A 22,748-nucleotide genomic window follows, 5' to 3' on the forward strand; every position below is an offset into this window, starting at 1 on the left:
TCCTGCATTCGCCGGATGCCGGCTGCGCGGAGTGCGATGCGGCCCGGCGGAGCCTCCCCGGTCATACCAAGTCCGAAGCTCAATGCCACATGGTGCCGGCCAGCGTGCGTTGCGTCCCTCGATGTCGCTCGGGATGAGAAAATTCAATCAGAACAATAACGTCCCTCACCCCGAGCGAAGTCGAGGGAGGCAACGGCATCGATGACGGGGTCGTTCCGCATCCACCGGACCCGGTATCAGTTCCGCTGCGAGAGCAGGCCCCGGCCGATCACCTGGGCCTGGATCTCGGCGGCGCCCTCGAAGATGTTGAGGATGCGGGCGTCGCAGAGGACGCGGCTGATCTCGTATTCCAGCGCATAGCCGTTGCCGCCGTGGATCTGGAGCGCGGTGTCGGCATTGCTCCAGGCGACGCGGGCGGCGAGCAGCTTCGCCATGCCGGCCTCGATGTCGCAGCGCTTGCCGCCGTCCTTATGGCGGGCGGCGGCATAGGTCAGCTCGCGCGCCAGCACGAACTCGACCACCATGAGGGCGATCTTGTCGGCGACCCGGGGGAAGCCGACGATCGCCCGGCCGAACTGGCGGCGGTCGAGCGCGTAGCCGAGGCCGAGCTCGAAGGCGCGCCGGGCGACGCCCAGCGCGCGGGCGGCGGTCTGGATGCGGGCACCCTCGAAGGTCCGCATGAGCTGCTTGAAGCCGCGGCCCGGGGCGGCGCCGAGCAGGCTGCCGGGCGGGACCGCGAAGCCCTCGAACGAAATCTCGTACTCCTTCATGCCGCGATATCCGAGGACCGCGATCTCGCCGCCCTTCATGCCGGGCGCGGGGAACGGATCGGCGTCGCTGCCGCGCGGCTTCGGCGCCAGCAGCATGCTGAGGCCCTCGTAGCCGTCCTGGTCGGGCTCGGTGCGGACCAGCAGCGTCATCAGGTCGCTGCGCGCGGCATGGGTGATCCAGGTCTTGTTGCCGTCGACGCGCCAGCCGCCGTCCTCGGCGGGTCGGGCACGCGTGCGCAGGCGGCCGAGGTCGGACCCGGTGTCGGGCTCGGTGAAGACGGCGGTCGGCAGCACCTCGCCGGAGGCGATGCGCGGCAGCCAGTGGGCCTTCTGTTCGGGCGTGCCCGATTCCGAGATGAGCTCGCCCGCGATCTCCGACCGGGTGCCGAGCGACCCGGCGGCGATCCAGGCGCGGCTCAGCTCCTCGGAGACGACGCACATGGCGAGCTTGCCGAGGCCGAGCCCGCCGAACTCGGGCGCGATGCAGATGCCGAAGACGCCGAGCCCGGCCATCTCGCCGACGACCTCGTCGGGGATCAGCCGGTCGGCGAGGTGCCAGGAATGCGCCTCGGGCAGGACGCGCTCGTCGGCGAAGCGGCGGAACTGATCGCGAACCAGGTCGAGGGTCTCGTCGCCCAGGCGCTCGTCGACGAAGCCGCCGTCGGCCAGGCGCTCGACCAGCGCCCGGCGCCGCTCGGCGACGTTGCCGTGCTCCAGGAACCACGCGACCGCCGCGTCCGCCTGCAGCAGGGCGGCCGCCCGGCCGAGGCCCAACTCGACCGGCCGGACGATCTCGTTCTGGCTCATCGGGATGCCGCCGAGGAGCTGGTGCAGGTACTCGCCGAACCCGATCGCCAGCACGGCCGTCTCGGCCTCGCCGAGCCGCCCCTCGCGGGCGAGGCCGGCGGCCCACGCGGCCGTGGCCGCGATCGCCTCGACGGTGGTCGCGATCCAGGCGAAGCCGTGCAGCACCCGTTGGTGCCGGTCGGCGGCCGCCGCATCGACGCGGCCGTCGCGCGCGACGTGCCCCTCCGCCGCGGCCTTGGCCGCCGTCTGGAAGGCCTGGGCCGCCCGCACGGCGGCATCCGCCCGCGTCAGGATCTCGCTCGCCGTCCCGCCCATCGCCACCCGTTCCCGCCTGTCTTCGCCGCTGGCCGACCGGTATGCACGGGCGTGGGCGGCGGCGTCCAGCCTCTATGGCAAGCGCGGCAAATCCGACCCGGGCTAGAGTGCCCCCGTCGCCGCATTCGATCGGGAAGGAGCATCGCCATGTACAGCCACGTCACCGTCGGCACCAACGACTATGCCCGCGCCAAGGCCTTCTACGATGCCGTGCTGGCTCCGCTCGGCCTCGGCTGCATCCATGACGGGCCCGAGGAGGGCGCGGCCGGCTGGGCCCTCTCCGCCGATCGGGCGCCGCACTTCTGGCTGGTGCGGCCGTTCGACCGCCAGGCGGCGACGGTCGGCAACGGCGTCACCGTGGCGTTCGAGGCGCCCGACCGGGCGACGGTGGATGCCGTCTACGCCGCGGCCAGGGCTGCCGGCGCCGGCGACGAGGGCGCACCCGGTCTGCGGCCGCACTACCACCCCGACTATTACGGGGCCTACTTCCGCGACCTCGACGGCAACAAGCTCTGCGTCGTCTGCCACCGGCCGGAATGACGTCCGGAATGGCCCCGCTCAGGCGACGAGGCGCCGGCGCAGCATCTCGTTCTCCGCCTCCAGCGCGCGGATGCGCGTCTCGAGCGCGCCGATCGCGGCGGTCACCGCGTCGGCGGGATAGAGCTGCGGGATGTGCTGCCGGCAGTTGACGTCCCAGGCCGCCACCTCGAACAGGATCGCGCGTTCCCCGCGGGCGGCATAGCCCGCCGGGAACAGGCGCTCGATCAGCGCCGGATCGTCCTCGACATAGCGCGCCGTGCCCCACAGCTTCACCCGGCGCCGCGTCTCGTAGTCCATCACGAACAGCATCGCCTGCGGGTTCTCGTCGAGGTTGCCGACCGTGACGTACTGCCGGTTGCCGGCAAAGTCGGCGAAGGCGAGCGTCCGTTCGTCCAGCACCCGCAGGAACCCCGGGGGACCGCCGCGATGCTGCATGTAGGGCTGCCCCTGGGCGCTCGCCGTCGCCAGATAGAGCGTGGTCGCCTGGCCGAGGAACCCGGCCAGATCCTCCGTGATCGCGACCGGCCAGTCGCCGCGGCGCTCGAAATGGCCGCGCGAGCCGTATCGTTCCTGCGCGGCCTTGACCGCGGGCGAGAAGGCGATGTCGGACGTGCGCTGCATCGGTCGGTTCCCTCCGTTCGGACGAACGGCAGCGGGTGTCGCACTTCCCTAGACTGAGATAAAGAACGTCTGGCGATAGGGATTCTTGCCGCAATCGAGAGGATCGAGATGGACCGGCTGGAGGCGACCCGCATCTTCGTCGCCATCGCCGACGCCGGCAGCCTGTCGGGGGCGGCGCGGCGGCTGGAACTGCCGCTCGCCACGGTCAGCCGCAGGCTGGCGGCGCTCGAGGCGCATCTCGGCGCGCGCCTCCTCACCCGCACCACGCGGCGCCTGATGCTGACCGAGGCGGGGCGGCGCTATCTCGATGCCGGCCGCCGCATCCTCGCCGACCTGGATGCCGCCGAGCGGGCGGTCGGCGGCATGGCCGAGGTGCCGCGCGGCCGCCTCGGCCTGACCGCGCCCTACGTCTTCGGGCGGATGCATGTCCTGCCGATCGTCAACGCCTTCCTCTCGGCTTGGCCCGAGGTCGACGTGCGGCTGCTGCTGGTCGACCGGGTGGTCGACCTCATCGACGAGGGGCTCGACCTCGCCGTCCGCATCGGCCCGCTCGCCGAATCGACGATGGTCGCAGCCCGCGTCGGCACCATCGGGCGCTATGTCTGTGGCGGCGCCGACTATCTCGCGCGGCACGGCGCCCCGCAGTCGCCGGGCGACCTCGCGGGGCATGCCTGCATCGCCTTCTCGGCGGCGTCGGCGGTCGAAACCTGGTCGTTCCCGGTCGACGGACGGACGGTGGCGGTCCCGATCCGCACCCGGCTCGTCGTCTCGACGGCCGAGGCCGCGGTCGAGGCGGCGGCGGCCGGCCTCGGCATCACCCGCGTCCTCTCCTACCAGGCGGCGCCGGCGCTGGAGGCGGGCCGGCTGCGGCGCCTCCTCGTGCCCTTCGAGCCGCCGCCCGCTCCCGTCAGCCTCGTCCATCCCGAGGGGCGGCTGCTGCCGGCGAAGGTCCGGGCGTTCCGCGACTTCGCCGCGCCGCGCCTGCGGCGGGCGCTGGCGCCGGCGCTGGTCAGCGGTCGTGCGAGCGGATGAAGTCGCGCACCTTGGGCAGCGTCTCGGTCCGCCAGCGCCGGCCGTTGAAGACGCCGTAATGGCCGACATGGGGCTGCAGGTGGTGGGCCCGCATCGAATCTGGCAGGTTCGTCGTCAGCCGGTGGGCGGCGGCCGTCTGGCCGGGGGCGGAAATGTCGTCCTGCTCGCCCTCGACCGTCATCATCGCCGTGCGCGTGATCGCCGCCGGCTCGACCAGATGGCCGTGCCAGTCCAGGCGCCCGCGCGGCAGGGCGTGCTCCTGGAAGACGAGGTGGATGGTCTCCAGGTAGAACTCCGCCGCCAGGTCCATGACGGCGAAATACTCGTCATAGAAGCGGCGGTGCGCCTCGGCGCTGTCGCCGTCGCCCTTCACCAGGTTGCGGAACAGCTCGAGATGGGCGCCGACATGGCGGTCGAGGTTCATCGACATGAACCCGGTGAGCTGCAGGAAGCCCGGATAGACCCGTCGCCCGAGCGCCGCGTAGGGCGCCGGGACGGTGGTGATGACGTTGTGCTCGAACCACGCGAGGGGCCGCGTCTTGGCGAGCTGGTTGACCGCGGTCGGGTTCTCGCGCGTGTCGATCGGGCCGCCCATCAGCACCATCGAACGCGGCTGGTCGCGGTCGTCGGCCAGTGCCAGCATCGACACTGCGGCCAGCACCGGCACCGTCGGCTGGCAGACGGCGACGATGTGCGTCTCGCCGCCGAGGAACCGCATCATCTGCAGGATGTAGGTGACGTAGTCGGCGAAGCCGAAGACGCCCTCGTAGGCCGGGACCTCGCGCGCGTCGATCCAGTCGGTGACGTAGACGTCATGGTCCGGCAGCAGGTCGCGGACCGTGCCGCGCAGCAGCGTCGCGTGGTGGCCGGAGACCGGCGCCACCACCAGCACGCGCGGCCCCAGTGGCCCCGTCGACTTCTCGAAGTGCAGCAGGCGGCAGAACGGCTTGACGTCGACCACCCGCTCGCTGACCACCGCCTCGCCGGCCGCGGTCGCGACCGCGTCGATGCCGAAGGCGGGCTTGTCGTAGCGGCGGGTCAGCCGGCTGAAGAGTTCGCACTGGGCGGCGATGGCGCGGGCGAGCTTGGTGCCGGAATGGGGGGCCCAGGGATATTCCAGCGTCGCCTGCATGGCGTCGGCCGCCATCCGGAATGGCAGCGCCATCATGTGGGCCGTCTCGTAGGCGTGATACAGCATCGCGTCGGCCTCGAACCGAGGGGTCGGGCCGTCTTGGGGGGAGGGCGGCCGTCGGTTGCGCTAACCTGAGCGACCGCCGGGTCGAATCAACCTACCCGTCAGTACGCAGGGAGGGCGGAGTGTGATCCGCTTCCTCCCCTGCGACAACATGTTTCCCGGCGCGAGGTTGCATTTTTCACGAACAGGCTGCCCGGATTATGGGCACTACCCCCGGTTCATCCGGTTGCCGACCAGATCCTCGACCACCGCCGGATCGGCCAGCGTCGAGGTGTCGCCGAGCGCACCGTGCTCGTTGGCGGCGATCTTGCGCAGGATGCGGCGCATGATCTTGCCCGAGCGGGTCTTGGGCAGGCCCGGCGCCCATTGCAGCAGGTCGGGGGTGGCGATCGGGCCGATCTCCTTGCGCACCCACTGCACCAGTTCGCGGCGCAGGCCCTCCGTCGGGGCCTCGCCGGCGACCAGCGTGACGTAGGCGTAGATGCCCTGGCCCTTGATGTCGTGCGGATAGCCGACGACGGCGGCCTCGGCGACCTTGGGGTGGGCGACGAGCGCGCTCTCGATCTCGGCGGTGCCGAGGCGATGGCCGGCGACGTTGATGACGTCGTCGACGCGGCCGGTGATCCAGTAGTAGCCGTCCTCGTCGCGCCGCGCGCCGTCGCCGGTGAAATACATGCCCTTGAAGGTCGAGAAGTAGGTGTCGACGAAGCGCTTGTGGTCGCCGTAGACGGTCCGCATCTGGCCCGGCCAGCCGCCGACGAGGCAGAGATTGCCCTCGGTCGCGCCCTCCAGGCGCTTGCCGTCATTGTCCACCAGCACCGGCTCGACGCCGAAGAAGGGCAAGGTGGCGGAGCCGGGCTTCAGCGCCGTCGCGCCGGGCAGCGGCGTGATGAGGATGCCCCCCGTCTCGGTCTGCCACCAGGTGTCGACGATCGGGCAGCGCCCCTCGCCGACGACGTTCCAGTACCAGAGCCAAGCTTCCGGGTTGATCGGCTCGCCGACCGAGCCGAGCAGCCGGAGCGACTGGCGGCCCGCCTTCTTCACCGGCCCCTCGCCCTCGCGCATGAGGGCGCGGATCGCGGTGGGCGCGGTGTAGAAGATGGAGACCTTGTGCTTGTCGACGACCTGCCAGAAACGCGAGGCGTCGGGATGGTTGGGCACGCCCTCGAACATCAGGGTCGTCGCGCCGTTGGCGAGCGGCCCGTAGACGATGTAGCTGTGTCCGGTGACCCAGCCGACGTCGGCCGTGCACCAGTAGATCTCGCCGTCGCGATAGTCGAAGACGGCCTCGTGGGTCAGCGACGCGTAGACGAGATAGCCGCCCGTCGTGTGCAGCACGCCCTTGGGCTTCCCGGTGGAGCCGGAGGTGTAGAGGATGAAGAGCGGGTCCTCGGCCGACATCTCCTCGACCGGGCAGTCCCGCGGCACCGTCTGGATCGCCTCGTGGTACCAGACGTCGCGGCCCTCGACCCAGCCGACCTTGCCGCCGGTGCGGCGCACGACGACGACGCTGTGGACGCCGGGGCAGTGCGCCAGGGCCTCGTCGGTGTTCGCCTTCAGCGGCACCTTGCGGCCGCCGCGCAGCCCTTCGTCGGCGGTGATGACCACGGTCGAGTCGCAGTCCTGGATGCGCCCGATCAGCGATTCCGGCGAGAAGCCGCCGAAGACGACGGAATGGACGGCGCCGATGCGCGCGCAGGCGAGCATGGCGTAGGCCGCCTCCGGGATCATCGGCATGTAGATGGTGACCCGGTCGCCCTTGCCGACGCCGCGCGCCTTCAGGACGTTGGCGAGCCGGCAGACGCCCTCGTGCAGTTCGGCATAGGTGACGTGCCGGTCCTCGCCCGGATCGTCGCCCTCCCACAGGATCGCCGTCTGGTCGGCGCGTGCCGGCAGGTGGCGATCGACGCAGTTCCAGCAGGCGTTGAGCGTTCCGTCCTCGTACCAGCGGATATGCACGTCGCCCGTGTAGTCGACGTCCTTGACCTTGGTGAAGGGGCGGATCCAGCCGAGGCGCCGGCCCTGCTCGGCCCAGAAGCCTTCCGGATCGCGGATCGAGCGCGCGTACATCGCCTCGTACCGCGCCGCATCGATGCGGGCATGGGCGGCGACCGCCGGCGGCACCGGAATGACGGTTGGGCTCGACATCCGTTTCTCTCCCTGGGGGGCTGGCTGGTTGCCCGGATGATGGGCGGGTTCGCGGGGCGAAACAAGCTCTTGAAGGTTCCCCCAGGCGGCCGCTAGCGTCGCACCGCCCCAGCGATCCGAGGAGACGGCGATGCAGCTACAGCTCAGCACCTGGCAGGAGGTGCAGGAGTATCTCAAGACCTCGACCGGCGTCGTCATCCCGATCGGCTCGACCGAGCAGCACGGTCCGAACGGCCTCGTCGGCACCGACGCGCTGACGGCCGAGATCATCGGCCGCGCGCTCGGCGAGAAGATCGGCTGCCTCGTCGCCCCGACGATCTCGGTCGGCATGGCGGTGCATCACATGGACTTCACCGGCAGCATGACCTACCGGCCGTCGACGCTGATCTCGGTGATCTTCGACTACGTGCAGTCGCTGGCCCGCCACGGCTTCACGCGGATGATGTTCGTCAACGGCCATGGCGGCAACATCGCCACCACCAACGCCGCCTTCTACGAGGTCTACAGCCATCGCCAGTCCGCCGGGATGGGCAACCAGCAGGTCAAGTGCCTGCTCGCCAACTGGTGGGAAGGGCCGGAGACGAAGAAGCTCTGCGCCGAACTCTATCCGGAAGGCCACGGCTCGCACGCGACGCCGAGCGAGGTCGCGGTGACCTGGGCCGCCTATCCCGACCGCGTGAAGTATGTCGAGATGGAGCCGGCGATCGCGCCGACCGGCCGCTTCACCGACGCCGCCGACTACCGCCGGCGCTTCCCCGACGGGCGCATCGGCTCCAACCCCAACCTCGCCAGGGTCGAGGACGGCAAGCGCCTGATCGAGGCCTCGGTCGCCGACCTCACCGTCACCTACCGGGATTTCCTGGCCTCCTGAGCCGGGCGACGGCGGGGACGATGCGCATCCTCGTCGCCATCCCGCACTATGTCGGCCCGCCGGCGCCGGGCGGCACCGTCTACGGCTCCTCGCAGCCGGATGCCGGGCCCGTGCGCGCGGCGGCGCTGGCGCGCACGATCGCCGGCCTCGCGGTGCATCTCGGCCCGAGCCAGGCGCGGATCGGCTGGGCCGGGCCGCCGCCGCCGGATGCGCCGCCCGTGCCGGCCGGCAGCGGTCGCGTCCGCTTCCAGCGGGCCAACCGGGGCGCGCTGCCGGCGGCACTCGACATTCGCGTCGTCGTCGTCGAGGACCGGCACGTCCTCGACCGGGTCCGGCTGCCGCCCTCCGCCTTCCAGGTCGAGCGGGTCACGCTCGACCGTCTCGGCGGCGATCCGCGCATGCTGGGCTTCGCCTGCCTGGACCTCCTGGCCGCGCAGGCGGAGGGCTACGACTGGATTGGCTACATGGAGGACGACACCGTCGTCGGCGACCCCTGGTTCCTGCGCAAGATCGCGCTCCTGGAACGGGCGAGCCAGGGCGAGGCGGTGCTGCTGCCGAACCGCTTCGAGGCCGATCCCGAGGGCCGGTACTGGAAGCTCTATGTCGACGGTCCGATCCCGCCGCGGATCACCGCCCCCTGGCAGGACGTCGGCCGGCACGCATCGATGAACCTCTCCCACCTCGGCGAGCCGGTCGTCGTCGAGCGGCCGACCAACCCGCATGCCGGCTGCTGGTTCCTCAGCGCCCGGCAGTTCGCCCGCTGGCGGGCGCAACCCCATTTTGCCGACCGCCGGCCGCTCTTCATCGGGCCGCTGGAGAGTGCGGCGACGCTCGGCGTCATGCGGACGTTCCGGGTCTACAAGCCGGGGCTCGACTGCGCCTCCTTCCTGGAGGCCGAGCACCTCAACAACCGGGTGTGGATCCGGCCGCGCTCGCAGGCATAGGTTCCGGCCCCTCGTCGGGCTCGAGCAGCAGGATCTCGTCGCCCTCCTCGGCGACCGCGACCGGGTCGAGCGCCAGGCCGCGGCAGGGGCCGCGCAGGCACATGCCGTCCTCGACCTCGAACAGGGCCCCGTGCGTCGCGCAGATCAGGAACCGGCCGTCGTTGGTGAAGAAGCGGTCGGGCATCCAGTCGAGCGGCGTGCCGGCGTGGGGGCAGGAATTGAGGTAGCCGAAGATCCGCCCCTCCTTGCGCACCACGAAGATCTCGCGCTTGCGGCGGCCCTCGCCGAGCACGAAGCCCTTGCCGGCCGCCTCGCCGATGTCGCCGGCGCGGCACAGGACCCGGCGCGGCGGCGCGCCCTCGTCCCCCGTCTCCGCCGTCATGGCCGGATCCCCGCCATGCGGCACAGCACCGTCCATTCGTCATCGGACACCGGCACCACCGACAGGCGCGACTGGCGCACGAGCGCGAGGTTCGCCAATTCCGGCTCGGCCTTGATCGCGGCCAGCGTCACCGGCGTCTTGACCGGCCGGTCGGCGGCGACATCGACCATGACGAAGCGGCCGCTCTCGTCGCCGGGGTCGGGATAGGCCTCGCGCACGATCTTGACGATGCCGACGATCTCCAGGCCCTCGTTGGAGTGATAGAAGAAGGCGCGGTCGCCGACCTTCATGGCCTTCAGGTTGTTGGCCGCCTGATGGTTGCGGATGCCGTCCCAATGGGTGCGGCCGTCGGCCACCATCCGGTCCCAGGAATATTTGAACGGCTCGGATTTCAGCAGCCACCTGGCCATCGACGGGACCTTGCGGGAAAGCGGGAAGGGCGGCGACGGTAGCGCAACCGGCCGGTGCCTGCCTACCGGCAAGCGGACCTCAGAGCGCCGCCTGGAGCTCCCGGCGGCGCCGGCGGAACTCGGCATGGACAGCGCGCGCCGCCTCGGAATAGTCGGCGGCCGGTGCCGGTTCGAGATCGAAATGGCCGTGGCGGTCGCAGCCGCGCACCAGGAAGGCGCTGTCGCGGCGGGGCGACGTCTGGCGCACCGAGGTCGCGAAGTAGCGCGCCGCGAAGCCGATGCGACGGTCGTCCGAGCGGTTGCGGTCGGAGCCGTGGACGATGTTGACGTGGTGCAGCGACATCTCGCCCGGCTGGAGCACGATGTCGGCCCACTCGCCGTCCTTGACGTCCACGGCGATTTCCTGGCCACGCGACAGCAGGTTGTCCGGGTTCCAGGTGTCGCGGTGGGGGGCGAGGTCGAGGCGGTGCGAGCCGGGAACGACGCGCATGCAGCCGCTCGCGACCGTGCTCGGCGACAGCGCCAGCCACGCCGTGACGACCTGGTCGCCCGGCTCCAGTCCCCAGTAGGTCAGGTCCTGGTGCCAGGAGATGTATTCCGGTCCGCCCGGCTCCTTGGTGAACAGCACCGTCTCCCAGCACAGGATGTCCGGACCGATCAGCGGCTCGACCCGGTCGAGGATGGCGGGATGGCGCGCCAGTTCGGCGGCCCAGCCGAAGAGGATGTGGGGCTTGGTCCGTTCCTCGCGCGTCAGCGGCCGGCCGATCGCGGCCTCGGAGGCTTCCATGCGGCGGCGCCAGCCGATCGCCTCGTCCTCCGGCATGACCGGGATCGGCGCGCAGTAGCCGCGCTCGCGATAGGTCTCGCCAATGTCCGATCCGTCCATCCGTCTCCTCCGACCGTCCCGTTCCGGATTGCCGGTCGAGGATAGGTCCCGGCGGGCGACGGCGACAAATCGCTGGATCAATAGACGTCGCGGCGGTAGCGCCCCGCTTCGGCGAGGCGTTCCAGGCGATCGCGGCCGAGCGCGTCCTCCAGCACCGCGTGGACCGCCGGCGCCATGCCCGCGGCGCTGCCGCAGACGAGGATGGCGGCACCCTCGTCGATGCGGCGGACGAGGTCGGCGGCGGCGGCGCGCAGCCGGTGCTGGACATAGACGCGCTCGGCCTGGTCGCGCGAAAAGGCGAGGTCGAGCCGGTCGATGACGCCGGATCGGATCCAGCCCTCGATGTCCTCGCGGTGGAACCAGTCGGCCGCCCGCCGGCGCTCGCCGAACAGCAGCCAGGCGCCACCGATCCCGCAGGCGGCGCGCGCGGCCAGGTGCGCGCGCAGGCCGGCGAGCCCCGTGCCGCTCCCGATCAGGACGAGCGGCGGGTCGCCGGCGGGCGCATGGAATCCGGGATTGCGACGGATCTGCAGCCGGACCGTGCCGCCGTCGGCCAGCCCTTCGGCGAGCCAGCCGGAGCCACGCCCGACCGTTCCGTCCGGCCGGCGCGCCAGCCGCACCAGCAGTGTCAGGCGGCCCTCCGCCGGGATCGAGGCGATCGAATAGTCGCGGTGGCATTCGGGCTCGCCCGGGATGCGGATGCGGGCGAGGTCGCCAGCCTGCCATTCCGCCGCGCCGTCCTCGGCCACGAAGGCGAGGTGGAACGCGGGGTGCTCGGCGTCGTCGGGATTGAGCGGCCGGCGTTCCGCGAGCCGCCAGGTGCCGAACGGCGGCTCCTCGGTCCAGTCCGGCGCCGCCGCGTCCTCGCCGAGGCCGGCCGCGGCGAGCGCCGTCTGCCAGCGGGCGAGCGCCTCCGGGTCGCCGTCGTCGACGGTCATCGGCGGGAAGATCGGGTGGGCGCCGTTGCGGTCGAGCCACTGCGCCACGGCGAGGCCGAAGGCGCAGAAATGCCGGTAGTCGCGATCGCCCAGCGCGAGCAGGCCGTAGCGCAGGCGCGAGAGGTCGGCCGTGCCGCCGAGCACGCGCCGGGCGAAACCGGCCGCGGCGTCGGGCGCGTCGCCCTCGCCGGTCGTCGACAGGACGAGGAGGAGCCGCCCGCCGCGCTCGAGCGCCGCCCGGTCGAGCGCGGCGAGCGGCACGAGGCGCACCGTGGCGCCGGAGGCCGCGACGAAGGCCAGGGTGCGCGCCGCGAGCTGCTCGGCGAGGCCCGTCTGGCTCGCGAAGGCGACCGTCACGTCGCCCGCTGCCGCCATCCCCGCCGGGGTGGCCGGCGCCCGCTTCCGCAGCCGCCCGAGGGCGGTGCCGCCGCACAGGCCGACATAGCCGACGGCGACGGCCGCCGCCGCGAGCAGCCGGTCGGGATCGGCGGGGAGGAGCTCGGCGAGCGCCATCGCGGGGCGGCCCGTCAGTCGAGCAGCGCGTCGAAGGCCGGGCTCGTCCGTTCGCCCGCGGCGATGAGGAAGCGGGCGGCCAGACCGTGCCGGCGGGCGTGCTCGAGCCCCGCCTCCGGCCCGAGGACGGTGAGCGCCGTCGCCAGCGCGTCCGCCGCCATGCAGTTGCGGTGCAGCACGGTGACGGCCAGCGGCGGATCGGCGAGCGGCTGCCCGGTCCGCGGGTCGATCGTGTGCGCGAACCGCCGGCCGCCGGCCTCGAAGCAGCGCCGGTAGCTGCCCGACGTCGCGATCGCCAGCCCGTGCAGGGCGACCAGCGTCTCCGGCCCCGCCTCGCCGGGCGCCCGTTCCAGTGCCACCCACCAGGGCTGACCGTCGGGCTTCACGCCCTCGCCGCGCAACTCGCCGCCGATCTCGACCAGGTGCGCGCCGATGCCGGCCGCGCTCAGTTCCGCGCTGACCAGGTCGACCGCCCAGCCCTTGGCGATGCCGCAGAGGTCGAGCCCGAGGCCACCCGGCTGAAGGGCTGCCCCACGCTCGCGGTCGAGCAGCAGGCGGCGCCAGCCCGTCCGCGCGCGGGCGGCCGCCACCTCGTCCTCGGAGGGCGGCGTCCGCCGCGGCCCGGGCGGCCCGAAACCCCAGAGGTCGATGACGGGCGCCAGCGTCGGGTCGCAGGCGCCATCGGTCGCGCGCGCCAGCGCCAGCGCGTGCTCCAGCACCCCGTAGAGGCCGGCCGGCAGCGCGACCAGCATGCCCGCGGGCGCGCGATTGAAGGCCGAGAGGGCCGAGGTCGGCTCCCAGCCGCTCGCCTCGGCGACGACGCGGGCGAGCACCGCCTCGACGCGCTGCCGGATCCGGCCGGGCCCGGTCGCGGCGGGTGCCGAGACGCGCACCTGCCACTTCGTTCCCATGCTGCGGCCGGCCAGCGCCAGCACCCGCTCGCCGTCGGGCCGCGGGCGGACGGCGTCGAGAGGCGGCACCAGCACGCGCCGCGCCACCGCGCTCAGGGCAGCACCTCGAGCGTCGTGCTGTAGCCGGCGCGGCGCTCCTTCGCCTCCTTGATCGCGGCATTGCCGTCGCGGACGCTGGCCTCGACCCAGTACATCCCGGGCTCCTTCCAGGTGACCGCGAAGCCGCCGTCCTCGCCCGTCGTCAGCGTCATCTCCTCGAGCTTGTCGCGATAGCGGATGCCGCCGCGGATCACCGTCACCTTGAGGCCGGCCGCCGGCCTGCCGTCGAGGAGGAAGCGGAAGCGCGCCGCGTTGCCGACCGCGAGGTCGTTGGGATGGGTGACCGGCGCCAGCTCCAGCCCTTCGCCGGTCGGCTTCAGCACCGTCCCGCTTGGCTTCCCGGAGGTGACGAAGACCTCCATCCGGCTCTGGGACTGGGTCACCCGCAGGTCCGGGGCATCCTTCGGCACCTCGGCCGCGAAGCGCTCGGGCGAGCCGCGCCAGCGGCGGGTCTGGCCGTTCTCCTTCCACGACGCGAACAGGCCGGCATTGACCACCGCCAGCTTGTAGGTCCCCGGCTGCTCGAGCCTGACGTCGAAGGTGCTGCGATAGCGCCCCGTCGCCTGGTTCTCCGGCCGGGCCGGGCTGCCGTCGGGCGCCGTCACCCGCAGCCCGTCGAGCCGGAGCGGCTGGTGCTCGAAGAAGAAGAGATCGTTGGAGACGGCGGCATCCACCGTCACCCAGACGTCCGCGCCCGAGAGCACGGTGGCCGAGGGCAGGAGCCAGGCCCGGTGGGCCTCGGCGGCGATCGGCAGCGACAGGGCGAGGACGGCGGCGGCCGCCGCGGCGAGGCGGGTCGAAAGGCGCATGGCGGTGCTCCGGTTCGGGGTCACGGACGGATCGCGAGGCCGAGGCGGCCGAGCTCGTGCTCGCCCGCGGCGCTCAGCGTCTCGGCCGCTTTGGGCGGCCAGTGGAAGGGAATCCGCAGCATCTCGCGGCCGCCGACCTCGCGCGCGGCCTCGACCGCCAGCCGGTACTCGCCGGGCGGCAGCGTCGCGAGCGGCGGCTTGTCGGCGGCAAAGCCGATCTGGTGCTCGCCCGGCGCCCGGGTCGGGCTCGACAGGCCGTCGGCCGGCATCGCCAGCTCGCGGCCGGACTTGCGCCACCACTGGCGCATGTCCTTCAGCCACTTCGTGCCTTCGTTGTTCTTGAGCTTGACGTCGTACCAGACCGCCAGGTTGGCGGCGACGCTCTGGTCCGGGCGCTCGATCCAGACGGCGACATAGGGCCGGTGGTACTCCGCCACCGTGAGCCGCGGAATCTCGACCGTGATCGCGATGTCGGCCGCCGCCGCCGGCAGCGCCAGGATCGTTCCGGCCAGCGCCGCGGGATAGTAGGCGCGCATATCGGTCCTCGTCAGTGGATGAAGAGAAGAACGATCAGCATCGGGGCAACGAGCCCGAAGCCGACCGTGGGCCAGGTCGCCGGACGGCCGCCGGCATGAAGCTTGAGGAGGGCCAGCCCGGTCAGCGCGAACACCAGGCAGGCGGCGGCGAAGAGGTCGAGGAACCAGGTCCAGGCCGGGCCGGCGTTGCGCCCCTTGTGGAGGTCGTTGAGATAGGAGATCCAGCCGCGGTCGGTGATCTCGTGGCGGACCTGGCCGTCGCCACGATCGATGGTGACCCAGCCGTCGCCGCCGGGACGCGGCAGCGCCAGGTAGATCTCGTCGGCCGACCATTCCGCCGCGCGCCCGGCCGCCCGCACCTTGAGCTCGGCCTCCAGCCAGTCGGCGAGCGCCGGCGGCAGCGGCTGCCGCTCCGGCCCCTCGGCGCCGGCCGCCGCCGCCAGCAGCGCCGCCGGCAGGCGCTTCTCGACGACCGCCGTCCGCGGCGACGCCTCGATCTCGCCGGCATGGTTGAGGGTGATGCCGGTGATGGCGAAGAGGATCATCCCGACGAGGCAGAGCGCGGCGCTGATCCAGTGCCAGCGATGCAGGTGCTTCAGCCAGAAGGACCGCCGGCGATGGTCGGAATTCAGTCGCATTCGCGATTTCGAGGTCGTCCGGGCGGTGAAGCCCGGAAGCTGCGGAGGTCCGAAGCAAACCACAAACGATAATCACTTGCAACAAACGACTTGCCGCAATGCGGCATGGGCCTCCGGCGCTAGGCCTTGACGCCGGCCCCGATCGCCTTGGGCGCCGTCGGGTCGAGGGGCCAGCGCGGGCGGGGGGCGAAGTCGAGGCCGTCCTGCTGGCCGAGACGGAAGCGCTCGATGGCGGCCCAGGCGATCATCGCGCCGTTGTCGGTGCAGAGACGGTGCGGCGGCGCGACGAACGGCATCCCGAGGTCGGCGGCGATGCGCTCGAGTGCGGTGCGGATGGCGCCATTGGCGGCCACTCCGCCCGCCACCACCAGCGCCCCGCCCGTCGGATGGCGCTGGCGGAACAGGGCCGCGGCGCGCCGGCAGCGGTCGGCGACGACGGCGGCGACCGTGGCCTGGAAGGCGGCCGCCATGTCGGCGACATCGCGGGCCGTGGGCGGCGTGGCGAGGCCGGCAACCGCCTGCCGCACCGCGGTCTTGAGGCCGGAGAAGGAGAAGTCGCAGCCCGGCCGGCCGAGCATCGGCCGCGGCAGGGCGAAGCGGGCCGGGTCGCCGTCCCGCGCCGCCTGCTCGATCGCCGGTCCGCCGGGATAGGGCAGGCCGAGGAGCTTCGCCGTCTTGTCGAAGGCCTCGCCGGCGGCGTCGTCGATGGTGGTGCCGAGCCGGGCGTAGCGGCCGACGCCCTCGACGGCGAGCAGCTGGGTGTGGCCGCCGGAGACGAGCAGCAGCAGGTAGGGGAAGTCGAGCCCGTGGCTGAGGCGGGGCGAGAGCGCGTGGCCTTCGAGATGGTTCACGGCGAGGAACGGCAGGCGGGCGGCGAGCGCGATCCCCTTGGCGGCCATCACCCCGACCATGACGCCGCCGATCAGCCCGGGTCCGCCGGTGGCCGCCACGGCGTCGAGGTCGGCGAGCCCGACCCCGGCCTCGGCGAGGGCGTCGCGGATCAGGCCGTCCAGGTGGTCGAGATGGGCGCGCGCCGCGATCTCGGGCACGATCCCGCCATAGGGCGTGTGGATGCCGGTCTGCGACAGGACGCGGTCGGCGAGGATGCGTCGGTCGCCGTCGACGATCGCGGCTGCGGTCTCGTCGCAACTGGTCTCGATGCCGAGGACACGGAGCGGGCGGGGGAGGGTCATTCCTCCGCTATATGACGGCTCATCGCCCGGTTGAGAAGGAGGGCGAGCGGCAGGGTCGTCAGCACCATGGCCGCGACCGCGAGCATCGCGCGGTCGACGCCGACGGCGTCGCCGAGCAATCCGTAGACGATCGGCGAGAGGGCGCCGGCGCCGATCGTGCCGGTGTAGAAGACCCCGAAGGCGCGGGTGCGGCGCGATTCCGGCACCAGTTCCGGCACCGTGCCGTAGAGCACGGACGAAGTGCCGTTGAGGGCGACGCCGATGAGCGGCAGGATCGCCAGCCCCGCCTCCAGCGGCAGGGGCAGCAGCGCCAGGATGGCGACCGCCGTCAGCCCCTCGGTCAGCAGCACGGTGCGCAGGACGCCGAGGCGCTGGCCGAGATGGGCGCAGACGAGCTTGCCGGCGGCGCCGCCGGCGAAGACGAGGGTGAGCGCCAGCCCGATCGTCGGCAGTTCGGCCCCCTTGGCCTGGAGCAGGAAGGGCAGGAAGGTGAGGAAGCCCGAGCGGGTGCCGGTGTCGATGACGCCGATCGCCAGCAGCAGGCGGAAGCCGCCCCGGGCCGGGCCGCCCGCCGCATGGGCGCGTTCCTTGCCGGGCGCGGCGCCGGCGGCGCTGGCCGGCGGCGTCGCCGCGAGGATGGCGATGGCGGCGACGATGCCGAGCCCGAACAGCGCCCACATCGCGGTCCGCCAGGGCAGCACGGCGAGCAGCAGCGCCGTCGCCGCGGGCAGCGCCATCTTGCCGACGTCGCCGGCGAAATTGTAGGTGCCGAGCGCGGCGCGGGAGCGGATGCCATGGTAGGCGCGGGCGACCACGGCCGAGGCGATCGGGTGCTGGACGCTGGCGCCGATCCCGCCCACCGCCAGCGCCAGGGCCAGCGGCACGAACCCGTGGCCGAGCGCGGCGAGCGGAAAGGCCGCGGCCGCCAGGACCGTGCCGACCGCCAGCACGAGGCCGGCGCCGAAGCGGTCCGCGAGGCCGCCGGCCGGGATCTGGAACAGCGCCATGGCGCCGGAATAGAGGCTGCGCAGCGCGCCGACCGCGGCATAGCCGAGCCCGAGCTCGGCCTGCCACAGCGGCAGCATCACATAGAGGACGTCGGTGTAGCCGTCATGGACGGCATGGGCGCCGCAGGCGCTGGCCATCGCCCGCCGTTCCGTGCCGGCCGGCCGTGCCGGGCCGACCGCCGCTGCCGCACCGTCCGTCATGGCCGGGGAGGATACGCCCGCGCCCGCGGCCGGCCCAGATGGATGACGGTTTGATGTCGTCCAGGTGACGGCCGGACCGGTTCCGCCGGCGCCGGTTCCGCCGGTTCAGTGGTCGAACATCACGATCTGGCGCACCGTCCGGCCGGACGCCAGCCGGTCGAAGGCGGCATTGATGTCCGCGAGCCGGATGCGGTCGCTCATCAGCCGGTCGACCGGCAGGCGGCCGCGGCGATAGAGGTCGATGTAGCGCGGCAGGTCGCGGCCCGGGATGCAGGAGCCGATGTAGGAGCCCTTCACCGTGCGTTCCTCGGCCACCAGGTTGACGTGCTGGAGCGGCCAGCGATGGTCGGGATGGGGCAGGCCGGCGGTGACGGTGGTGCCGCCGCGCCGGGTGACGCGGTAGGCGAGCTCCATCGCCCTGACCGAGCCGGCGGTCTCGACGGCGACGTCGACGCCGCCCTGGGTCAGCGCCTTCGCCTGCTCGGCGGCGTCGGGCTGGGCGGCGCTGACGGTGTCGGTGGCGCCCAGCTGGCGGGCGAGGTCGAGCTTCTCGTCCAGCATGTCGATCGCCACCACCTGGCGGGCGCCCGACGCGATCGCCCCCAGCATGGCGTTGAGCCCGACCCCGCCGAGGCCGACGATGGCGACCGTCTGGCCCGCCCGGACGCCGGCGGTGTTGACCACGGCGCCGACGCCGGTCAGCACGCCGCAGCCGAAGAGCGCCGCCTCGTCGTGGGCCAGCGCCACCGGCACCTTCACCAGCGAGCGGCGGGAGACGACGGTGTATTCGGCGAAGGCGGAGACGCCGACATGGTGGTGGATCGGCCGGCCGGCCTGCGACAGGCGGCGATCGCCCGACAGCAGGGTTCCGGCGCCGTTGGCCGCGGCGGCCGGCTCGCAGAGGGCGGGGCGGCCCTCCATGCAGGGCCCGCACTGGCCGCAGCTCGGCACGAAGATCATGACGACATGGTCGCCGGGCGCGAGGTCGTCGACCCCCGGGCCGCATTCGGCGACGATGCCCGAGGCCTCGTGGCCCAGCACCATCGGCAGCGGCCGCGGCCGGTCGCCGTTGACCACCGACAGGTCCGAGTGGCAGAGGCTGGCCGCCTTCACCTGCACCAGCACCTCGCCCGGACCGGGCGGGTCGAGCTCGACCTCCTCGACGGACAGGGGACGGCTCTCCGCATAGGGGGCCGGGGCGCCCATCTGCCGCAGGACGGCTGCCTGGATCTTCATGGTCGTGCGTCTTCCTTCCGTCCTAGACCGAGCGGCCGCCATCGACTTCCATGGCGATGCCGGTGATGAACTCCGCCTCGTCCGAGGCGAGCCAGAGCGCCGCGTTGGCGACGTCGGCCGGCGTGCTGAAGCGGCCGAGCGGGATCGTGTTGAGGAAGCGCGCCCGGGTCTCGGGGTCGTCGCGGCCGAGGAAGGAGGGCAGCAGCGGCGTCTCGCCGGCGACCGGGCACAGGCAGTTGACCCGGATCTGGTCGGCCGCCAGTTCGACCGCCATCGACTTGGTCATGGTGATGACCGCGCCCTTGGTGGCGTTGTACCAGGTGAGGCCGGGCCGCGGCCGGAGGCCGGCGGTCGAGGCGATGTTGATGATGTTGCCGCCGCCGAGCCGCCGGAACTGCGGCACGCAATGGATCGCGGAATGGTAGATCGCCTTCACGTTGACGGCGAAGAGATGGTCGAACTCGGCCTCGCCGACCTCCGTCATCGGACCGTTGCGGTGGGTGATCCCGGCATTGTTGACCATGCAGTCGATCTGGCCCCAGGTCGCGATGGCGGCCTCGATCAGGGCGCCGACGCCCTCGCTGCGGGCGACGTCCGACTGCACGAAGACCGCGCGGCCGCCGCTCTGGACGATGCCGCCCGCCACCCGCTCGCCGCCGTCGCGGTCGATGTCGTTGACGACCACGGCCGCCCCCTCGGCCGCGAAGCGCCGGGCGATGCCCTCGCCGAACCCCGATCCCGCCCCGGTGACGATCGCCACCTTGCCGTCCAGCCGCATGTCGTTCCCCAGCCGCCCGATCGCGGGCGGCCGGGATTGTACGCGGGCTCAGCCGGCGAGGTCGAGGCGGACGCGGACGATGCCGGGGTCGGCCGCGCCGGTCTCGACCCGAAAGCCGAGGTCGCGGGCGAGGTCGAGCATCGGCTGGTTCTCGCGCAGCACGTCGCCGACGACCGCGCCGATGCCGCGCTGGCGCGCATAGTCGATGATGCGGCGCATCAGCAGCCAGCCGAGCCCGCGCCCCTTCACGTCGCTGCGCACGCCGATCGCGAACTCCGCCTGCTGTCCGTCCGGATCGGCCAGGAGCCGCACCACGCCGAGCCCGTCCGGCTCGCCCGCCGGCCCTTCGGCGAAGGCGACCAGCGCCATCTCGCGGTCGTAGTCGATCTGCGTCAGGCGGGCGAGCAGGACCTCGGGCAGGCGGCGCATCGGCGCGAAGAACCGCATCCGCAGGTCCTCGGGCGTCATCCGCGCGATGATCGCCTCCAGCGCCGGCGCGTCCTCCGGCCGGATCGGCCGGAGGCGGATCGGCGTCCCGTCCTGGAGGGCGTCGGTATCCTCCAGTTCCTGCGGATAGGGGCGGATCGCGAACCGGCTGGTGCCCGGGCGCTCGGCGCGGGCGACGCGGATGCGGGCGTCGAGCGCGATCACCCCGTCGGCGTCGGCGAGCAGCGGGTTGATGTCGACCTCGACGATCTCGGGATGGTCGGCGGCCAGCTCGGACAGCCGGACCAGCGCATGGACGATGCCGTCGACATCGGCCGGCGGGCGGCCGCGGAAGCCCGCGAGCAGGCGCGAGACGCGGGTCCGCCCGATCATCTCGCGTGCCAGCACCTCGTCGAGCGGCGGCAGGCCGAGCGCCTTGTCGTCGAGGACCTCGACGGCGACGCCGCCCTGGCCGAAGAGCAGGACCGGGCCGAAGGTGCGGTCGTCGACGATGCCGAGGATGAGCTCGAAGGCGCCCGGCCGGGCGACCATCGGCTGCACCGTGAAGCCGGCGATGCGGGCGTCGGGCGCATGCCGGGCGACGGTCCGCAGCATCCGCTCGGCCGCCGCCTTGACCGCCGCCGGGTCGGCGAGGTCGAGGGCGACGCCGCCGACGTCGGTCTTGTGGGTGATGTCGGGCGACAGGATCTTGAGCGCGGCCGGCAGGCCGAGCCGGCCGGCGGTGGCGGCGGCCTCGTCGGGCGTCGCCGCCACCTCGGTCGGGACGATGGGAATCCCGTAGGCGCGCATCACCGCCTTCGCCTCGACCTCCGACAGCCAGTCCCGGCCCTCGGCCAGCGCCGCCTCGATCGGCGCCCGCGCGGCGGCGCGGTCCGGCCTGCCGCCGCCGCCGACCAGCCGCGGCACCCGGCGCAGCAGCTCCTGGTTGCGGCGGTACTGCACCAGATGCATGAAGGCCCGCACCGCCTGGTCGGGCGTCTCGTAGGTCGGGATGCCGGCGCGCGCGAAGAGGGCGCGGCCCGGGGCGGCGGCGCCGGCGCCGAGCCAGTTGGTGAGGACGAGGCGGCGACGGTCGTCGATCGTCTCGATCACCGCCTGGGCGGCCTCGGTCGGGTCGGCGATGGCGGTCGGGCAGTTCAGGACCAGGATCGCGTCGGCGTTGGGGTCGGCCAGCAGCGCGTCGAGGGCGGTCCGGTAGCGGTCGGCCGGGGCGTCGCCGATGATGTCCACGGGATTCCCGTGCGACCAGGTCGGGGGCAGCGCGGCGTCGAGCCGCGCCAGCGTCTCGGGGGCGAGGTCGGCGAGGGCGCCGCCGCGGTCGACCAGCGCGTCGGTCGCCAGCACGCCGGGGCCGCCGCCGTTGGTCAGGATCGCCAGCCGCTCGCCCGGCAGGTTGCTGCCGAAGCGCGAGGCGACGAGCGCCAGGGTCTCGACGGCGTCGAAGAGTTCGGCCGTGTCGTGGACCCGCAGCATGCCGGCGCGGCGGAAGGCGGCGTCGTAGACGGCGTCCGAGCCGGCCAGCGCGCCGGTGTGCGAGCGCGCGGCCTTGGCGCCCTCGGCGCGGCGGCCCGACTTGACGACCAGCACCGGCTTGGTGCGGGCGGCGGCGCGGGCCGCCGACATGAACTTGCGCGGGCTGGTGACGCCCTCGACATAGAGCAGGATGGCGCGCACGCCGGGGTCCTGGCCGAGCTGGTCCAGCAGGTCGCCGAAGTCGACGTCGGCCATGCCGCCCATCGAGACCAGGTGCGAGAAGCCGATGCCGCGCGAGGCGGCCCAGTCGAGGAGCGCCGTGACGATGGCGCCCGACTGGGTGAGGAAGGCGAGGTCGCCGGGCTTCGCCCCGACATGGGCGAAGGAGGCGTTGAGGCCGATGCCCGGCACCAGCAGGCCGACGCAGTTGGGACCGAGGACGCGCAGGAGGTGCGGCCGGGCGGCGTCCAGCATCGCCTGCCGCCGCCGCTCGCCCGCCTCGGCCCCGCCCTCGCCGAAGCCCGCGGTCAGCACCACCGCGGCGCGGGTGCCGCGCTGGCCGAGTTCGGCGATCAGGCCCGGCACCGTGTCGGGCGGGGTCGCGATCACCGCGAGGTCGGGGGCGATCGGCAGCGCCGCCACGCTCGGATAGGCGAGCACGCCCTCGATCGCGGTGTGGCGCGGGTTGACCGGCAGGATCGGCCCCTTGAAGCCGCCTTGCAGCAGGTTGCGCGCCGTCACCTGACCGACCGAGTTCGGCTGGGTCGAGGCGCCGATCAGGGCGACGGAGGCGGGGGCGAGCAGGCGGTCGAGGTTGCGGACGGTCATCGGCGGCGAGCTCTTCGGCGTATGATGTTGCAGTGCAACATGGGATATAGCGCCGGCGCATGATGATCTGAAGACGGCGCTCTTGTCGCGCCCCCTCTTGAAGCCGCGCCCGCCCGCGGCTATTCATCGTGCCGTCGGCGACGGGCCTCAGGTCCGGTCCGCGGGATGCGGGTGTAGCTCAATGGTAGAGCAGAAGCTTCCCAAGCTTACGACGAGGGTT

At 72.9% G+C, this 22,748-nt stretch carries 21 protein-coding genes; 4 read left to right on the plus strand and 17 right to left on the minus strand.

Going from position 1 to position 22,748, the window contains the following annotated elements:
• Positions 1 to 236 precede the first annotated feature (236 nt).
• Positions 237 to 1,892 (minus strand): acyl-CoA dehydrogenase family protein, encoded by a 1,656-nt coding sequence (locus tag ACE3Q3_RS15180; protein ID WP_374447477.1) that lies wholly within the window; start codon positions 1,890 to 1,892, stop codon positions 237 to 239.
• 147 nt (positions 1,893 to 2,039) lie between these two features.
• Between ACE3Q3_RS15180 and ACE3Q3_RS15185 the strand changes: the two genes are divergently transcribed.
• Positions 2,040 to 2,432: a VOC family protein gene (locus tag ACE3Q3_RS15185; protein WP_374447479.1), complete on the plus strand. Its 393-nt coding sequence runs from the start codon at positions 2,040 to 2,042 to the stop codon at positions 2,430 to 2,432.
• 18 nt (positions 2,433 to 2,450) lie between these two features.
• Here the strand turns inward: ACE3Q3_RS15185 and ACE3Q3_RS15190 are convergent, their stop codons facing one another.
• Positions 2,451 to 3,053: a pyridoxamine 5'-phosphate oxidase family protein gene (locus ACE3Q3_RS15190; protein ID WP_374447481.1), complete on the minus strand. Its 603-nt coding sequence runs from the start codon at positions 3,051 to 3,053 to the stop codon at positions 2,451 to 2,453.
• A 108-nt stretch (positions 3,054 to 3,161) separates the two neighbouring features.
• On the opposite strand from ACE3Q3_RS15190, the gene ACE3Q3_RS15195 reads away from it, so the two are divergent.
• On the plus strand, positions 3,162 to 4,085 hold the full coding sequence (locus ACE3Q3_RS15195) for a LysR substrate-binding domain-containing protein (protein ID WP_374447483.1): 924 nt from the start codon (positions 3,162 to 3,164) through the stop codon (positions 4,083 to 4,085).
• Here the strand turns inward: ACE3Q3_RS15195 and ACE3Q3_RS15200 are convergent.
• The gene (locus ACE3Q3_RS15200) at positions 4,063 to 5,283 is read right to left on the minus strand and encodes a polyhydroxyalkanoate depolymerase (protein WP_374447484.1); all 1,221 of its coding nucleotides are present in this window, start codon (positions 5,281 to 5,283) and stop codon (positions 4,063 to 4,065) included. The genes ACE3Q3_RS15195 and ACE3Q3_RS15200 overlap by 23 nt on opposite strands.
• Before the next feature lie 204 nt (positions 5,284 to 5,487).
• Positions 5,488 to 7,428 (minus strand): acetate--CoA ligase, encoded by a 1,941-nt coding sequence (gene acs, locus ACE3Q3_RS15205; protein WP_374447485.1) that lies wholly within the window; start codon positions 7,426 to 7,428, stop codon positions 5,488 to 5,490.
• A 130-nt stretch (positions 7,429 to 7,558) separates the two neighbouring features.
• Between acs and ACE3Q3_RS15210 the strand changes: the two genes are divergently transcribed.
• A complete protein-coding gene (locus ACE3Q3_RS15210; RefSeq protein ID WP_374447487.1) occupies positions 7,559 to 8,299 on the plus strand; it encodes a creatininase family protein in 741 nt (246 codons plus the stop codon).
• Between the two features lie 20 nt (positions 8,300 to 8,319).
• Positions 8,320 to 9,243: a hypothetical protein gene (locus ACE3Q3_RS15215; RefSeq protein ID WP_374447489.1), complete on the plus strand. Its 924-nt coding sequence runs from the start codon at positions 8,320 to 8,322 to the stop codon at positions 9,241 to 9,243.
• On the opposite strand, the gene ACE3Q3_RS15220 is transcribed toward ACE3Q3_RS15215, so the two are convergent.
• The 13 genes from ACE3Q3_RS15220 to ACE3Q3_RS15280 all read right to left on the minus strand — a co-directional run bounded on the left by ACE3Q3_RS15220 (position 9,203) and on the right by ACE3Q3_RS15280 (position 22,528).
• Positions 9,203 to 9,625: a Rieske (2Fe-2S) protein gene (locus ACE3Q3_RS15220; RefSeq protein ID WP_374447490.1), complete on the minus strand. Its 423-nt coding sequence runs from the start codon at positions 9,623 to 9,625 to the stop codon at positions 9,203 to 9,205. The genes ACE3Q3_RS15215 and ACE3Q3_RS15220 overlap by 41 nt on opposite strands.
• Positions 9,622 to 10,035, minus strand: a complete 414-nt coding sequence (locus tag ACE3Q3_RS15225; RefSeq protein ID WP_374447492.1) for an EVE domain-containing protein — start codon at positions 10,033 to 10,035, stop codon at positions 9,622 to 9,624. Before ACE3Q3_RS15225 ends, ACE3Q3_RS15220 begins: the two co-directional genes overlap by 4 nt.
• 79 nt (positions 10,036 to 10,114) lie before the next feature.
• Positions 10,115 to 10,921: a phytanoyl-CoA dioxygenase family protein gene (locus ACE3Q3_RS15230; protein ID WP_374447494.1), complete on the minus strand. Its 807-nt coding sequence runs from the start codon at positions 10,919 to 10,921 to the stop codon at positions 10,115 to 10,117.
• Positions 10,922 to 10,998: 77 nt separating this feature from the next.
• Entirely contained in the window at positions 10,999 to 12,372 is a 1,374-nt protein-coding gene (locus tag ACE3Q3_RS15235) for a sulfite reductase subunit alpha (RefSeq protein WP_374447496.1), read from the minus strand.
• 14 nt (positions 12,373 to 12,386) lie between these two features.
• On the minus strand, positions 12,387 to 13,358 hold the full coding sequence (locus ACE3Q3_RS15240; protein WP_374447498.1) for an FAD:protein FMN transferase: 972 nt from the start codon (positions 13,356 to 13,358) through the stop codon (positions 12,387 to 12,389).
• 17 nt (positions 13,359 to 13,375) lie between these two features.
• A complete protein-coding gene (locus ACE3Q3_RS15245) occupies positions 13,376 to 14,191 on the minus strand; it encodes a DUF4198 domain-containing protein (RefSeq protein ID WP_374447500.1) in 816 nt (271 codons plus the stop codon).
• A 20-nt stretch (positions 14,192 to 14,211) separates the two neighbouring features.
• Complete coding sequence (locus tag ACE3Q3_RS15250; protein WP_374447501.1) at positions 14,212 to 14,727, minus strand: DUF2271 domain-containing protein; 516 nt, start codon at positions 14,725 to 14,727, stop codon at positions 14,212 to 14,214.
• An 11-nt stretch (positions 14,728 to 14,738) separates the two neighbouring features.
• A complete protein-coding gene (locus tag ACE3Q3_RS15255) occupies positions 14,739 to 15,365 on the minus strand; it encodes a PepSY-associated TM helix domain-containing protein (RefSeq protein WP_374447503.1) in 627 nt (208 codons plus the stop codon).
• 119 nt (positions 15,366 to 15,484) lie between these two features.
• The gene (tsaD, locus tag ACE3Q3_RS15260) at positions 15,485 to 16,558 is read right to left on the minus strand and encodes a tRNA (adenosine(37)-N6)-threonylcarbamoyltransferase complex transferase subunit TsaD (protein ID WP_374447504.1); all 1,074 of its coding nucleotides are present in this window, start codon (positions 16,556 to 16,558) and stop codon (positions 15,485 to 15,487) included.
• Positions 16,555 to 17,703 carry an MFS transporter gene (locus ACE3Q3_RS15265; RefSeq protein ID WP_374447506.1) on the minus strand — a complete coding sequence of 383 codons (1,149 nt, stop codon included), beginning with the start codon at positions 17,701 to 17,703 and terminating at the stop codon, positions 16,555 to 16,557. The genes tsaD and ACE3Q3_RS15265 overlap by 4 nt, the downstream gene beginning before the upstream one ends.
• Positions 17,704 to 17,871: 168 nt before the next feature.
• Entirely contained in the window at positions 17,872 to 19,002 is a 1,131-nt protein-coding gene (locus ACE3Q3_RS15270; protein ID WP_374447508.1) for a zinc-dependent alcohol dehydrogenase family protein, read from the minus strand.
• A 22-nt stretch (positions 19,003 to 19,024) separates the two neighbouring features.
• Positions 19,025 to 19,780: a glucose 1-dehydrogenase gene (locus ACE3Q3_RS15275; RefSeq protein ID WP_374447510.1), complete on the minus strand. Its 756-nt coding sequence runs from the start codon at positions 19,778 to 19,780 to the stop codon at positions 19,025 to 19,027.
• A 48-nt stretch (positions 19,781 to 19,828) separates the two neighbouring features.
• Positions 19,829 to 22,528, minus strand: coding sequence for a GNAT family N-acetyltransferase (locus ACE3Q3_RS15280; protein WP_374447512.1), 2,700 nt, complete (start codon positions 22,526 to 22,528; stop codon positions 19,829 to 19,831).
• Positions 22,529 to 22,748: the final 220 nt, after the last annotated feature.

Source organism: Allostella sp., from assembly GCF_041913585.1.
In the GTDB taxonomy this organism is placed as follows: Bacteria; Pseudomonadota; Alphaproteobacteria; order ATCC43930; family Allostellaceae; genus Allostella.

Excerpts from the sequence above, each read along its gene's own strand:
- ACE3Q3_RS15180 (WP_374447477.1), bottom strand. The coding sequence starts at position 1,892 with ATGGGCGGGACGGCGAGCGAGATCCTGACGCGGGCGGATGCCGCCGTG.
- ACE3Q3_RS15185 (WP_374447479.1), top strand. The coding sequence starts at position 2,040 with ATGTACAGCCACGTCACCGTCGGCACCAACGACTATGCCCGCGCCAAG.
- ACE3Q3_RS15190 (WP_374447481.1), bottom strand. The coding sequence starts at position 3,053 with ATGCAGCGCACGTCCGACATCGCCTTCTCGCCCGCGGTCAAGGCCGCG.
- ACE3Q3_RS15195 (WP_374447483.1), top strand. The coding sequence starts at position 3,162 with ATGGACCGGCTGGAGGCGACCCGCATCTTCGTCGCCATCGCCGACGCC.
- ACE3Q3_RS15200 (WP_374447484.1), bottom strand. The coding sequence starts at position 5,283 with ATGCTGTATCACGCCTACGAGACGGCCCACATGATGGCGCTGCCATTC.
- acs (WP_374447485.1), bottom strand. The coding sequence starts at position 7,428 with ATGTCGAGCCCAACCGTCATTCCGGTGCCGCCGGCGGTCGCCGCCCAT.
- ACE3Q3_RS15210 (WP_374447487.1), top strand. The coding sequence starts at position 7,559 with ATGCAGCTACAGCTCAGCACCTGGCAGGAGGTGCAGGAGTATCTCAAG.
- ACE3Q3_RS15215 (WP_374447489.1), top strand. The coding sequence starts at position 8,320 with ATGCGCATCCTCGTCGCCATCCCGCACTATGTCGGCCCGCCGGCGCCG.
- ACE3Q3_RS15220 (WP_374447490.1), bottom strand. The coding sequence starts at position 9,625 with ATGACGGCGGAGACGGGGGACGAGGGCGCGCCGCCGCGCCGGGTCCTG.
- ACE3Q3_RS15225 (WP_374447492.1), bottom strand. The coding sequence starts at position 10,035 with ATGGCCAGGTGGCTGCTGAAATCCGAGCCGTTCAAATATTCCTGGGAC.
- ACE3Q3_RS15230 (WP_374447494.1), bottom strand. The coding sequence starts at position 10,921 with ATGGACGGATCGGACATTGGCGAGACCTATCGCGAGCGCGGCTACTGC.
- ACE3Q3_RS15235 (WP_374447496.1), bottom strand. The coding sequence starts at position 12,372 with ATGGCGCTCGCCGAGCTCCTCCCCGCCGATCCCGACCGGCTGCTCGCG.
- ACE3Q3_RS15245 (WP_374447500.1), bottom strand. The coding sequence starts at position 14,191 with ATGCGCCTTTCGACCCGCCTCGCCGCGGCGGCCGCCGCCGTCCTCGCC.
- ACE3Q3_RS15250 (WP_374447501.1), bottom strand. The coding sequence starts at position 14,727 with ATGCGCGCCTACTATCCCGCGGCGCTGGCCGGAACGATCCTGGCGCTG.
- ACE3Q3_RS15255 (WP_374447503.1), bottom strand. The coding sequence starts at position 15,365 with ATGCGACTGAATTCCGACCATCGCCGGCGGTCCTTCTGGCTGAAGCAC.
- tsaD (WP_374447504.1), bottom strand. The coding sequence starts at position 16,558 with ATGACCCTCCCCCGCCCGCTCCGTGTCCTCGGCATCGAGACCAGTTGC.
- ACE3Q3_RS15265 (WP_374447506.1), bottom strand. The coding sequence starts at position 17,703 with ATGGCCAGCGCCTGCGGCGCCCATGCCGTCCATGACGGCTACACCGAC.
- ACE3Q3_RS15270 (WP_374447508.1), bottom strand. The coding sequence starts at position 19,002 with ATGAAGATCCAGGCAGCCGTCCTGCGGCAGATGGGCGCCCCGGCCCCC.
- ACE3Q3_RS15275 (WP_374447510.1), bottom strand. The coding sequence starts at position 19,780 with ATGCGGCTGGACGGCAAGGTGGCGATCGTCACCGGGGCGGGATCGGGG.
- ACE3Q3_RS15280 (WP_374447512.1), bottom strand. The coding sequence starts at position 22,528 with ATGACCGTCCGCAACCTCGACCGCCTGCTCGCCCCCGCCTCCGTCGCC.